7 protein-coding genes are annotated in these 13,120 nt (G+C 72.9%); 1 reads left to right on the forward strand and 6 read right to left on the reverse strand.

Features of this window, described 5'->3' with window-relative positions; genetic code table 11:
• Window positions 1–19 precede the first annotated feature (19 nt).
• From ACZ434_RS15920 to ACZ434_RS15930, 3 genes are read right to left on the reverse strand one after another with little or no spacing between them, the layout of a single operon-like run.
• Complete coding sequence (locus ACZ434_RS15920) at window positions 20–976, reverse strand: carbohydrate ABC transporter permease (protein ID WP_468456029.1); 957 nt, start codon at window positions 974–976, stop codon at window positions 20–22.
• A complete protein-coding gene (locus ACZ434_RS15925) occupies window positions 973–2,037 on the reverse strand; it encodes an ABC transporter permease (protein ID WP_468456031.1) in 1,065 nt (354 codons plus the stop codon). The genes ACZ434_RS15920 and ACZ434_RS15925 overlap by 4 nt, the downstream gene beginning before the upstream one ends.
• A 26-nt stretch (window positions 2,038–2,063) precedes the next feature.
• Window positions 2,064–3,749: an extracellular solute-binding protein gene (locus ACZ434_RS15930; RefSeq protein ID WP_468456033.1), complete on the reverse strand. Its 1,686-nt coding sequence runs from the start codon at window positions 3,747–3,749 to the stop codon at window positions 2,064–2,066.
• Between the two features lie 357 nt (window positions 3,750–4,106).
• Between ACZ434_RS15930 and ACZ434_RS15935 the strand changes: the two genes are divergently transcribed.
• Window positions 4,107–6,947, forward strand: a complete 2,841-nt coding sequence (locus ACZ434_RS15935) for a glycoside hydrolase family 3 C-terminal domain-containing protein (protein WP_468456035.1) — start codon at window positions 4,107–4,109, stop codon at window positions 6,945–6,947.
• Window positions 6,948–7,037: 90 nt separating this feature from the next.
• Here the strand turns inward: ACZ434_RS15935 and ACZ434_RS15940 are convergent, their stop codons facing one another.
• From ACZ434_RS15940 to ACZ434_RS15950, 3 genes are all read right to left on the reverse strand, one after another.
• Complete coding sequence (locus tag ACZ434_RS15940; RefSeq protein ID WP_468456037.1) at window positions 7,038–8,483, reverse strand: aldehyde dehydrogenase family protein; 1,446 nt, start codon at window positions 8,481–8,483, stop codon at window positions 7,038–7,040.
• A gap of 376 nt (window positions 8,484–8,859) precedes the next feature.
• On the reverse strand, window positions 8,860–10,422 hold the full coding sequence (locus ACZ434_RS15945; RefSeq protein WP_468456039.1) for a PucR family transcriptional regulator: 1,563 nt from the start codon (window positions 10,420–10,422) through the stop codon (window positions 8,860–8,862).
• 124 nt (window positions 10,423–10,546) lie between these two features.
• Window positions 10,547–13,033: an ATP/GTP-binding protein gene (locus ACZ434_RS15950; protein ID WP_468456041.1), complete on the reverse strand. Its 2,487-nt coding sequence runs from the start codon at window positions 13,031–13,033 to the stop codon at window positions 10,547–10,549.
• Between the last annotated feature and the right edge of the window lie 87 nt (window positions 13,034–13,120).

Here is a 13,120-nt window from a genome sequence, read left to right on the forward strand (position 1 = left end):
ATCCCCACTGCACAGGGCGTCAGCCCTTGACGGCACCGGTGAGCATCCCCTTCTTGAAGTGCTTCTGGACGAAGGGCGACAGCACGGCCACCGGCAGCAGCGCCAGCACCATCACCGCCATCTGGATGGCCAGCGGCGACAGTTGCCCCGTGTTGATCTGCGCGGACAGCCCCACCGGCCGCTCCTGCTTCTGCACCAGCTGGATCATCACGTTCTGCAGCGGCATCATGTCCTGGTCGGTGAGATAGATCGACGCGTTGAACCAGGCGCTCCAGTACCCGACCGCGTAGAACAGCGCGATCACCGCGATCACCGCACGCGACAGCGGCATCACGATGCGGAACAGGATCCGCCAGTCGCCCGCCCCGTCGATGCGGGCGCTGTCGATGAGTTCCTGGGAGATGTTCATGAAGAACGCGCGCAGCACCAGGATGTTGAAGACGCTCACCGCACTGGGCAGGATCAGCGCGAGGTAGGTGTCGGTCAGTCCGAGCGCCTGCACCAGCAGATACGTCGGGATCAGGCCGGCGCCGAAGAACATCGTGGCGAGCAGGGTCATCAGGATCCAGCGGTGTCCCAGCGAGCCGCTCCGCGAGAGGCCGTAGGCGCTCAGCACCGACACGGCCATGCTGAACAGCGTGCCGACGACGGTGACGCCGATGCTGACCAGCGTGGCGCGCTGCACCTGGCCGCCGGTGAGGAGTTCCTGGTAGGCGACGAAGGTGACGCCCTTCGGGATCACCACCAGACCGCCGGCCTCGTCGATGGTCTGCTTGGTCTGGAGACTGGTGACGATGACGATCCACAGCGGAAAGAGGATGCCCAGGCAGGCCAGACCCAGGGCGAGGCCCTTGCCCGCCTGTCCGGCCTTGGACGGCTCCTCCTCCCAGACGGGACGCGGCGGCGCGGCCCACGGGCTCGGCTTCTTCTCCGCCTTCTCCGCCTTCTCCTCCGGTGCTCCGAGGACGGTGGTCACTTCTTGTACACCCCCTGCTCGCCCATGAGATGGGCCACCTTGTTGGCGGTCAGCACCAGACCCAGACCGACCACGCCCTTGATGAGGCCCGCGGCGGCGGCGTAGCTGAAGTCCTGGTTGCGGATGCCGTTCCACCACACGTAGGTGTCCAGGACCTCGGAGGCGTCGACACCCACCGCCTGCCGTTGCAGCAGCAGTTGCTCGAAGCCGACGGTGAGGGCGTCTCCTACGCGCAGCACCAGCAGCAGGGCGATCACCGGGCGCAGGGCGGGCAGCGTGATGTGCCACATGCGCCGCCAGCGTCCGGCGCCGTCCATGGCGGCGGCCTCGTACAGGTCGTTGGAGACCGCCGACAGTGCGGCGAGGAAGACGATGATGCCCCAGCCGGCGTCCTTCCAGATGGTCTCGGCCGTCACCAGGTACTTGAAGATCTCCGGGTTGGTCATCAGGTCGAAGCCCTCGTAGCCGTGCCGGCGGAGGGTCTGCGCGATGATGCCCGCGCCGCCGAAGATCTGCATGAACACGGTGACGACGAGGACCCAGGAGAAGAAGTGCGGGAGGTACATGATCGCCTGGGCGACCGCCCGCACCCGGGGCCTGACCACGCTGTTGATGAGCAGCGCGAGCAGGATGGGGATGGGGAAGTAGAGCACCAGCTGGAGGAAGAACAGCACGAAGGTGTTCCGCACCGCGTGCCAGAAGGCCGAGTCGGCGAAGATCCGCTCGAACTGCTCCAGGCCGGTCCACGGGCTCTCGAAGATGGCGACGAAGCCGTTCTCGCTGAGATACGGGTCGTAGTCCTGGAAGGCGACCACGTTGCCGAGGATCGGTATGTAGTTGAACACCAGGATCAGCAGCAGGGCCGGCACCGTCATCAGGATCAGCGTGCGGTCACGCCGGAACCTGAGCCGGAGACTCAGCTTTCGCGTCCTGCCCGGAGCCTTGCCGGACCGGCCGGGGCCCCTGCCCTTCCCGGGCTCGGCGGGATCACCGCCGGTCTCCGGCGGCTTCTCGGGTGTCCGTGCCCCGGTCGTGCTCCGGGGCACCGTGCTGTGCGACACGGCCTTCTCCTTGCGTCAGCCCCGGGTCACTTCGCCGAGCCGTTGTCGTCGAGCAGCTTCCGGTACCAGTCGCGCAGTCCGTCGCCGCCCTTGCTCCTCCAGTCGGACACGGCCTGCTGCACGTCGCTGATCTTCTTGCGGCCGCGCACCACGTCGTCCTCGAGCTGCTCGAAGTCGTCGGCGAGGTTCGACCAGCGGTTGGGCTCGGTGACGGTGAGACCGAAGAAGGAGGACTTCCTGGTGAAGGCGCCCATGCGCTGCTGCCACTCGACCATCGCCTTCGTCACCTCGGGGAGGTCGGGGTAGGCGATGTACGGGGCCGGATTGCCGGTGTAGTCGTAGGCGCCGTTGACCTCGTTGACGCCCTGCTCGGTCTTGACCGGCAGACCCTTCTCGAACTCGTAGTCGGTGCCCTCGACTCCGTAGGCGGTGAGCATGAACTCCTTGGTGCCGTAGGGGGCGGCGCAGAAGTTGCAGAGGGCGAGGAAGTCCTTGATCTGCTGCTCGGTCGCGTTCTTGGAGACGAAGGTGAAGATGTTGGCCGGCTGGACCGCCCACAGCGTCGGGTCGCCGCCGCCGGGGCCGAAGATGTCGAAGGCCTCCATCGCGAAGTCCGGGTTCCCGGTGCGCTGTTCGGCGGTCTTGCCCCACCAGTCGGAGATGTTCTGGTTGTAGACCAGCACCTCGCCGGCGGTGAACCGGTTGCCCGCGTTGCCGCCGGCCTTGCCCTGGACCGCGTCGGGGTGGACCACTTCGGCGGCGTAGAGCTTGCGGGTCCACTCCAGTGCCTCGAGGTACTGCTCGGTCTCGACGCGGTTGACCAGCTTGTCGCCCTCGAGGTTCCACCAGAGCGCCTTGTCGCTGCCGGAGAGGACGCCGAAAATGTTGAACGCCGTCCACTTCATGTCGTCGCAGGCCCAGAGCTTGGACTTGGCGTCGGTGGCCTCCTTCGCCCAGGACAGGAACTCCTCGGGGCTCTTCGGGACGGCGTAGCCCTTCTTCGCGAACAGGTCCTTGCGGTACAGGGGGGCGATGTCGGTGACGTACGGGGCGGGCATCGGGACGCCGCGGAGCCGGCCGCCGAAGATGCCGCGCTGCCACGCCTCCGTGGGGACGGCCGCCAGGTTGGGGTAGTCCTTGACCTTGTCGCCGGCGAGGTGGGGGCCGAGGTCGGCGAACTTGGCGTTGATGGCGCTGGGGATGCGCCCCATCAGGTTCCAGCCGGGGACGACCACGACGTCCGGGATGTCGCTGGAGGCGAGGACCGCGCCGAGCTTCTGGTCGTAGGTGACGCCGTCCTGGTTCTGCCAGGTGACGTCGACGCCGACGGCCTCGTTCATCGCCGTGTAGTACGGGTTGTCGCCCTTGGGCGGGGTGCCCCAGAACGGCGACATGATCTTCAGTCGGCCCCCGCCGCCCAGCGCCTTCGGCACCGAGGTCTTCAGCTCCGCCGTCGGTATCGCCCGGGTGAAGCCGGCCGCCGAACCGTTCTTCGCGGGGATGTCCGGGGTGACGACGGCCGACGCCACGAACGCGGGGAGCAGCTTCTCGGCCTCCTTGCCGGAGGTGGTCCCCTCCTTGCGGCCCTCCTGTTCACCCCCGCACGCGGCGAGCAGCGGCATTCCCCCCGCCACCGCTGCGGTGGCGACCGCCGTGGAGGCGAGGAAGCGTCTCCGGCTCGGTCCGGAGGAGTGGGAGGCGTTCGGCGTCATCGCGTCAACCCTTCATGGCGCACCAGGACACCCGGCAGGGGCCGTCGGCTGCGGTGTCTTCAGTGGAACTGGCTGAGCCGAAGCGGTCGTTCGGCGGGGGCTGTGCCGTACGGGCGGCCTCGCAGTCGAAGCGCTTCGATGTTGCTGCGAGGTTAAGTGAACACCCAGGGGCACACAAGGGCCACATCCAAGATTCCTCGGATGTCCGCGTGATCGCGGTGCAGGCAGGAGAGAGGCGGATCGGCGGAGAAGGGCCCGATCCGGTGACTCCGGGTCCCTTGACACCCACCCCCGCCTCGAACCAGCATCGAAGCGCTTCGAAAGCACCTCGCCGCTCCACCCCGAGGGGAACCCCACGTGACCGCATCCACGCCGCCCGCACCGCCTTTCCGCGATCCGAGTCTGCCGTTCGCGAAGCGCATCGACGACCTTCTGTCCCGGCTCACCCTCGACGAGAAGACCGCTTTCCTGCACCAGTTCGGGCCGGCCGTCGAGCGTCTGGGCATCGCCGCCTTCCGCACCGGCCAGGAGGCCCTGCACGGGGTCGCCTGGATGGGCCCGGCGACCGTGTTCCCCCAGGCCGTCGGGCTGGGCGCGACCTGGAACGAGGAACTGGTGCGCCGGGTGGGCGAGGCGGTGTCCCGGGAGGCGCGGGCGATGCGCGCCCGGGACGAGCGGGTCGGCCTCAACGTCTGGTCACCGACCGTCAATCTGCTGCGCCACCCGCTGTGGGGCCGCAACGAGGAGGGCTACTCGGAGGACCCGAGGCTCACCTCGGCGATCGCCACCGCCTACACGCGCGGGCTGCGCGGCGACCACCCGGTGTACTGGCGCACGGCGCCCGTGCTCAAGCACTGGCTGGCGCACAACAACGAGACGGACCGCGACACCTCCTCCGCCTCCGTGCGCCCGCGCGTGCTGCACGAGTACGACCTGCGGGCCTTCCGGGAGACGGTCGAGGCGGGCACGGTGGCCGGGGTGATGCCGGCGTACAACCTGGTCAACGGCCGCCCGAACCACGTGTCGCCGTATCTGCGCGAGCAGTTGCGCTCCTGGACCGAGGAGGAGCTGCTGGTCTGCTCGGACGCCGGCGCGCCGTCCAACCTGGTCGACTCCGAGCACTACTTCGACACCCACGAGGAAGCCACCGCCGCGGCCCTGCGGGCGGGGGTCGACAGCTTCACCGACCACGGCACCGACAGCTCGAGGATCGTCGGACGGGTGGAACGGGCGCTGGAGCAGGGACTGTTGACGGAGGCCGACGTCGACGCGGCCGTCCGCCGCCAGCTCTCGGTGCGGTTCCGGCTGGGCGAGTTCGACCCGGGCGCGGACCCGTACGCCGGGGAACGGGCCTTCGACACCCCCGAGCACCGGGCGCTCGCCCGGGAAGCCGCCGAACAGGCGGTCGTCCTGCTCAAGAACGACGGTCTGCTGCCGCTCTCCCCGGACACCCGCGTCGCCGTGGTCGGACCGCTCGCCGACGAGTGCAAGCTCGACTGGTACAGCGGCAGCCTCATCCACCGCTCCACCCCGCTGGAGGGTCTCCGCGAGCGGTTCGGCGCCGACCGCGTGGAGTTCGCCGAGGGCGTGGACCGGGTCCTGCTGAAGACCTCCGCGGGTACGTTCCTGCACGTCCCGCCCGCGTCCGGCGCCCCCGGGGAGGCGCGCGGCGCCGAAGGCGCCCTCGACCCGGCGCTGCTCGCGGGGCGTACCGACCTGCCACCGCTCACCGCGGGGGCGGCCGGCACCGAACTGGCCCTGGTCGACTGGGGCGGGGGCGTGCTCACCCTGCGGGCCCCCGACGGCCGTCACCTCTCGGTCGCCGATGACGGGTACGTCCGCGCCTCCGCCGACCAGCCGGGCGGCTGGATCGTGCAGGAGACGTTCCGGCTGGAACCGCGCGGCGCCGGTCACCTCCTCAGGCATGTGGGAACGGGACGCCATGTGCGGGTCGCCCCCGACGGCGTGAAGGTCGCCGGGGAGGACCCGGAGGTCTTCGAGCTGGTCGTCGTCGAGCGCGGGGAGGACGCGGTCACGCGTGCCGCGGCCCGGGCCGACGTGGTCGTGGTGGTCGCGGGCAACGACCCGCACATCAACGGGCGCGAGACCGAGGACCGTACGACGCTGCGGCTGCCCGCCCAGCAGGAGCTGCTGCTGCGCGCCGCCCGCGCCGCCAACCCGCGCACGGTGCTGGTGCTGGTCTCCGCCTACCCGTACGCGGTGGACCCGGCGGACCTCCCCGCGCTGCTGTGGACCGCGCACGGCGGCCAGGCCGCGGGCACCGCCCTGGCCCGGGTGCTCGCCGGGGACGTCTCCCCCGCCGGCCGGCTGCCGCAGACCTGGTACGCCGACGACACCGATCTGCCGGACCTCCTCGACTACGACGTGATCGGCTCCCGGCAGACCTATCTGTACTTCGAGGGCACACCGCTGTTCCCGTTCGGCCACGGCTGTTCCTACGCGTCCTTCTCCTACGGGGAGTTGACGGCGCGGGTCGACGGCGCGGCGGTGCGGGTCGGGTTCTCCGTCACCAACACCGGTGCCGTCACGGCCGACGAGGTGCCCCAGCTGTACGCACGGGCCGTCGCGCCGTCGGTCCCGCGTCCGCGCCGCGAGCTGCTGGCCCACCGGCGGGTGACGCTGGCGCCCGGGGAGACGGCCGAGCTGTCCTTCGTGGTGCCGCTGTCCGCCTTCGCGTTCTGGGACGTGGCGGCGGGCCGGTGGCGGGTGGAGCCGGGGGCGTACGAGCTGCTGGCGGGGGCCTCCAGCGAGGACGTGCGCCTGCGGACCACCCTCACGCTGGAGGGCGAGCCGGCCGCTGCGCGCCCGGTCGCCGAACGCGGCCTGGAGCCCGCCGACTTCGACGAGCAGAGCGGCACGGAGATCGTCGACCGGACGAGGACGGCGGGCGACGCCGTGACCCCCGTGGCCGGGAAGGAGGGCGAACTGCTCTTCCGGGACTGCGACTTCGGTGCCGGCGTGAGCGAGGTGACGGTGGAGGTGTCCGGCGGGGGCACGGTCGAACTCTCCCTGGGCGAGGGCCCGGTGCTCGCCTCGCTGTCGACCGCCGCCCCCACGCCGGGCCCGTACGACTACACCACGCTCCGTGCGTCGTGCGCCGTCGCCGGCGGCGTGCACGACGTGCGGCTGCGGCTGCGCGGCCCGCTGCGGCTCGCGCGGGCCGGCTTCTCCGGCTGAGGGTCCGGAGACGGCCGGCACGAAGAAGGGCCCGGCACCGAGGACTTCGGTGCCGGGCCCCTTCGCGTCCGTCCGGACGGTCCCCTCCCTCTAGAGGGCGAGACCGGTGAGGACCATCACCCGCTCGTAGGTGTAGTCGTCCATGGCGAACCGCACGCCCTCACGGCCCACGCCGGACTGCTTGGCGCCGCCGTACGGCATCTGGTCGGCGCGGTAGGAGGGCACGTCGCCGACGACCACGCCGCCGACCTCCAGGGCGCGGTGGGCCCGGAAGGCGGTCTGCAGGTCGTGGGTGAACACACCCGCCTGGAGGCCGTACTTGGAGTCGTTGACGGCGGCGAAGGCCTCGGCCTCGCCGTCCACCTTCCGCACGGTCAGCACCGGGCCGAAGACCTCCTCGCAGGAGATCGTCACATCGGCCGGTACGTCGGTGAGCACGGTCGGCGCGTAGGAGGCGCCGTCGCGCTTGCCGCCGGTGAGGAGGGTGGCGCCGGCCTCGACGGCCTCCTGCACCCACGCCTCGACGCGCTGCGCGGCCTCCTCGCTGACCAGCGGACCGACGTCGGTGGCGTCGTCGTTCGGGTCGCCGGTGACCTGGGCCTCGACGGCGGCGACGATGCGCGGCAGCAGCCGGTCGTAGACCGAGGCGTCGGCGATCACGCGCTGCACGGAGATGCAGGACTGGCCGCCCTGGTAGTTGGAGAACGTCGCGATGCGCTGCGCGGCGTGGTCCAGGTCCTCCTCGCTCGCGAAGTCGGCGAGGACGACGGCCGCGCCGTTGCCGCCGAGCTCCAGGGTGCAGTGCTTGCGCGGCACCGAGTCCATGATCGCGTAGCCGACCTTCTCGGAGCCGGTGAAGGAGATCACCGGCAGCCGCTCGTCCTGGACGAGTGCGGGCATACGGTCGTTCGGGACCGGGAGGATGCTCCAGGAACCGGCGGGCAGCTCGGTCTCGGCGAGCAGTTCGCCGAGGATCAGCCCGGACAGGGGCGTGGCGGGCGCCGGCTTGAGGACGATCGGGGCACCGGCGGCGATCGCCGGGGCGATCTTGTGGGCGCACAGGTTGAGCGGGAAGTTGAAGGGCGCGATGCCGAGGACGACGCCCTTGGGGAAGCGGCGGGTGAACGCGAGCCGCCCCTGGCCGCCGGCGTCGGTGTCCAGACGCTGTGCCTCGCCGCCGTTGAAGCGGCGGGCCTCCTCGGACGCGAAGCGGAACACGGAGACCGCGCGGCCGACCTCGCCGCGGGCCCACTTCATCGGCTTGCCGTTCTCGGCGGAGATCAGCCGGGCGATCTCCTCGGTGCGCTCGACGAGGCGCCGGCTGACGTGGTCCAGGGCGGCGGCGCGGACATGGGCGGGGGTGGCGGCGAACTCGTCCCGTACGGCGTACGCGGCGGCCACGGCCTCCTCGACCTGGGCGTCGGTGGGCACGCTCACCGAGCCGACGACCCGGCCGTCCCAGGGGGAGGTGACGTCGAAGGCGGCCTCGCCGGTGGCCTGGCGGCCGGCGAGCCAGAAGGCGTGGGTGGAAGTCATGTGGAGTCCCGGCCCTTCCGCGTAGGGGGTGTGCATGGGTTTGTGGGGTCCACGGTAGGGGCGTGCCGCCGGGCGGGGGTTTGTCCGGCACGTACGGGTGCCGGGTGGGAGTGTGCCGCATCGGCGCAAAGGGTGGCGGCCGGTCGGCGGCGTCCATGACGCGCGCCCGTCGGGCGCCTTCGCCGACGGCGCGGGCCGGGTGCGGGGACCGCGCGGGGTGCGCCGGGTCACGGCCTGCCCGGCGCGCGATCGTGCGCACGGCGGTGTCCTCCGGAACGCCGGTGCCGCGGTGGGGAGACGGACGGGTCCGGCGGCACCTCACGGCGGACACCCGTACGTCGCTCGCGCGGGGGACAGACCCCTCCGCTCGCGCCGCTCAGCCCGTTTCCGGCGCCGTCGCCTTGAGGGCCAGCCACAGTTCCATGCGGACGTCCGGGTCGTCGAGGGAGCGGCCGAGGATCTCCTCGACCCGGCGCATGCGGTAGCGCAGGGTGTGGCGGTGGACGCCGAGGTCGGCCGCCGCGGCGTCCCACTGGCCGTGCCGGGAGAGCCAGGCGCGCAGCGAGGCGACGAGGTCGCCGCGGCCGGTGGCGTCGTGCTCGCGCAGGGCGCGCAGCAGCCCGTCGGCGAACGCCTTGACCGCGTCGTCGGCGAGCAGCGGCAGTACGGACCCGGCCGCCATGTGCTCGTGCTCCACCAGCACCCTGCCCCGCCGTCTGGCCACCGAGAGCGCCTGCTCGGCCTGTTTGTAGGCGGCGGACGCGGCGATCGGCCCGGCCGGCGCGGACAGCCCGATCACCAGGTCGTCCTCGTCGGCCTTGCGGGCTGCCTCCAGCGCGGCGGCGTGCTCGCAGCAGGCGGCCAGCGCGGCGCCCCCGTCGGCGGCCAGCACGACCAGCCGGTCCCCCTCGGGCACGACCAGGACCGACTCGCCGGAGCGGGCGGCGGCTGACTCGGCGGTCTCGGCGAGGGCTCCGAGGCCGTCACCGCCCGTTTCGCCGCCGATGGCGACGATGATGCGGAAGGGTGCGTCGAGGAGGTTGCCGAACAGGTCGCCGGCCACCGCGCGGGCGTGGTCCGGCTCTCCGGCGAGCAGCATGCGCAGCACGGCGGCGCCGATGCGCTGTTCGGCCGCGTGCAGGGAGCGGGAGCGTTCCGTGGTGAGGGTGAGCAGGGCGATGGCGGAGTGGACGGCGTAGCGCTCGGCGGTGCCGAGGGTCGCGGCCGTGCCGACGGCGAGCGCCGCGCGGGGGCGGCGTCCGGTACCGAGGGAGTGCAGTTCGACCCGGTCCTCGTGGTCCGGGCCGGCCACCACGGAGGAGGCCGGCGCGGGCCGCTCCCGCAGCCGGGTCACGTCCGCGGTGAGCCGCGCGGCGCGCCGGCCCGCCCACTCCGGTGCCGTGGCGACGAGGGAGCCCGAGGCGTCGTAGAGGGCGGCCCATCCGTCGACCTGGCCGGCGAGCGCGGCGAGCAGTCCTTCGGGGCCCTCGGCCAGGGCCTGCCGGGTCAGTTCCCGCTGGGCGGCGAAGCCGGCGGTCACCGCGCGGTACTGGTCGGCGGCGATGGCCGCGGAGACGGCCTTGCTGATCGCCAGGAAGGGCGTGCGGCGCGGCACCTCCAGCAGCGGCAGGCCCTCCGCGCGTGCCGCGTCGACGAGGGCGCCCGGGATGTCCTCGTAGTGGACGCCGACGGCGAAGCCGAGCCCGACGACGCCCGCGCCGACCAGCCGCTTCACATAGCGGCGCATCGCCTCCGGGTCCTCCGCGTCGAGCTTGAGCGCGGTGATCAGCAGCAGCTCCCCGCCCTCCATGTACGGCACGGGGTCGGCGAGTTCACTGGCGTGCGCCCAGCGCACGGGGGCGTCGAGGCGGTCCTCGCCCGCGCGCACGGTCAGCTTGAGCGCGGAGTGGTGGACGAGCGAGGCGAGCGTCGGGGGCATCGGGGCCTGGAGCCCTTCGGGTCGGCGTCGGGGGTGTGAGGACTCGGTGATCTTTTGGCCGCCGCGTATGAACGGCCTGTGTCGATTCTGCCTCACTGTACGGTCCCCGGCTCGCCCGGACGGCTCACTCCCGCAGGTCCACCAGAAGGGGCGGGGCGTGCTCGCCCTCGACGGTCGTCAACGACAGCACCGCGTGCCCCGGCGGTACCGCGTGCGCCAGTTCGGAGGCGGACCACCGCTCCCGCTCCACCTGCCGTACCGTCACCGCGTCCGTCGTGACCGCCTTGCCCGTGACCAGCTTGCGCAGCGCGTGCAGGGCGCGGGTCATCGGCTGGTCGGCGAAGACCGTGTGCTTGGCAACCTCGGTCGTCTCCACCCACTCGGTGCCCCACGTCCGCGCGAACCGGCTGCCGTCCCAGGTGGTGACCCCGGAGAACGCCATGCGGCAGCCCACGGCGCCGTAGAGCGGGCCGTGCAGCGCCTCGGGGACGTCGGCGACGGTGCGCAGGGCGAGCAGCACGCCCGCGTTCTGCGACCGCAGCCGCTGGATGCGGCGCACCGACTCCGCGGTGACCGTGCCGGTGGCGTCGTCGAGGACCAGGCAGGCGAAGTGGGCGCGCCGGTTCTCCCGTACGACGGCGTGGAACTGGGCGAGGACCAGCCGGGTGATCAGCCGGCCGGCCTCCTCGTGACCGCGTTCGGGCAGGTCGATCCGTACCCGCAGGGGGTGGTGGGCGACCGCGCGCAGGGAGAAGGGCCGGCCGGAGCCGCCGCCGAAGAAGTCCGCGAACACCGGCCGGTTCAGCAGGGCCAGCCGGTCGGCGAGGGTCCGGCCCGTGTCGCCCGGCGTGCCCGTCTGCCGGGCGTGCGCGTCGAGTTCGCGGCGCATGGCGTCGTCCCCGGCCCGGGCGAGCGCCTCCCGCAGCGCCGTCAGCGCCCGTTCGTCGCCCTCCAGCAGCTCGCGCAGCTCCGGCAGGGCCGGGAAGCGGCCGTGCACCGCCCGGTACGGGCCGAGCAGCCGGGCGAGTGTGGTGGCGGCGTTCTGGGTGCCGGCCGTGTCGAGGTCTCCGGCCAGCGCCTCGGCGAGGATCGCGGCCGCCTCGTCCGGGTCGTCGGACTCGGCGTACGGGTCGAGGTCGTGCACGGAGGACGGGTCACCGATCCGCACGACGACGTCGAAGGCGTCGTCCGCGCCGAGCGGGCTCCCGGCCGCGGAGACGGCGACCACGGCGCAGCGCCCGGTGAGCGCCTGAAGTGCGAGCGCCTCGGTCACCGGCTCGACCAGGGTCCGGGTCTTGCCGGATCCGGAGGGTCCGACGGCGAGCAGCGAGGTGCCGAGCACCTGCGGGCCGAGGGCCGCCCCGGCGCCCTGGTAGGGCTCCGGGGTGTGTTCGGCCGCGACCCAGCTGCCGATCCGCACCTGCGCGGCGAGCAGGTCGTGGCGGGCGGTCCGGCGCGGCAGGTCCCGGGCACCGGAGGGGTGGGTCCAGGCGGCGCCGGCCTGGCGCAGGACGGTGTCGCGGAAGGCGGCCGGCGTGCCGGCGTGCCGGGCGGCGGCGAAGGCGTGCTCGACGCGGGCGCAGTCGACGTCGTTCATACGGCCGCCGGCGACCTCGGCCGTGAGCAGGTCCGCGGCCTCCTGCTGGCCGGCGTCGCGCAGGGCCGGCCACTGGGAGCGGGGGCGGTCGGGCGCGGAAGTGCCGGCGGGTGCGGCGTCCGGCCGCCGGGGGGTGAGCCGTTCCCTCGCGTACGGCAGCCAGGCGCCGAGGCGGGCGAACGGCCACACCACGAGCAGCGTGACCACCGTGTACAGCGTGTTGGTGAAGAAGGACGACGCCATGAGGTCGTAGCCGTCCGTGACGAGCACGGTGAGGGAGAGCAGCGGGTCGACGACCGGCACCGGGGGCCACCCGACGAGCGGGAAGGCGTCGGGGAAGACGAAGGAGAGGGCGAGCAGGGCGAGGAGGGCCGCGAGCAGCGCCCGCGCGGGCTGCGGCCTGCGGGCCACGTAGTGCCGGACGATCGCGCGCCAGCTGCCCAGCACGGCCACCGCGACGGCCAGCACCGCGAAGGAGACGCCCTCGTAGACGACGAGGGCCTCCGCGCCCGGTGAGGGCACCGCCTCCCCCGGGAACACCTTGGGCGAGATGACGGAACCGGCCCACCACCAGTCGTCCGGTGTGAAGGCCCTGAGGGGCGCCATCTGGTACGAGGTGACGCCGCGCTGCCAGAGCGACCAGACGAGGGCCGCGACGGCGAGCGGCACGAGCATGCCGGCGACCGTCACCGGCGCGATCCGCTCCTGGGTCCGCTTCGGCGGGCGGTAGCCGTACCGCCAGATCCCGGGCCGGGCGGCCGGCCGCGCCGCGTCGAGCCAGGCGGCGACGGTGGACGCGGGGCCGGGAGCCCGCCCGGGCGGCGCGGGCGGCAGGCCCGGGCTCCGGGCGGGTGCGGGCGCGGATGGCACGCCGGGGCTCTGGGCGGGCACGGGTGGTGCGCCCGGGGCCCGGTCGGGGCGCGGTGGCGCCGCGGGTACGTCCGGCGGTGCCGCCGGGCGCGGTACGGGGTCGGCATGCGTGCCCCGCGCGTCCTGGGTACCGTCGCTGTCCATCGCCCTTGCCCCCTGAGCAGCCGCGCCATCCGCCATCAGCGAGTCAATCTAACGCCCCGACAGGCGGAGTCCACCGCTTACGCGGCC

Source organism: Streptomyces sp. NPDC030893, from assembly GCF_055571535.1.

What these genes read in the sequence shown, in the direction of transcription:
- ACZ434_RS15950 (WP_468456041.1), bottom strand. Translation starts at nt 13,033, where the DNA reads ATGGACAGCGACGGTACCCAGGACGCGCGGGGCACGCATGCCGACCCC.
- ACZ434_RS15940 (WP_468456037.1), bottom strand. Translation starts at nt 8,483, where the DNA reads ATGACTTCCACCCACGCCTTCTGGCTCGCCGGCCGCCAGGCCACCGGC.
- ACZ434_RS15945 (WP_468456039.1), bottom strand. Translation starts at nt 10,422, where the DNA reads ATGCCCCCGACGCTCGCCTCGCTCGTCCACCACTCCGCGCTCAAGCTG.
- ACZ434_RS15930 (WP_468456033.1), bottom strand. Translation starts at nt 3,749, where the DNA reads ATGACGCCGAACGCCTCCCACTCCTCCGGACCGAGCCGGAGACGCTTC.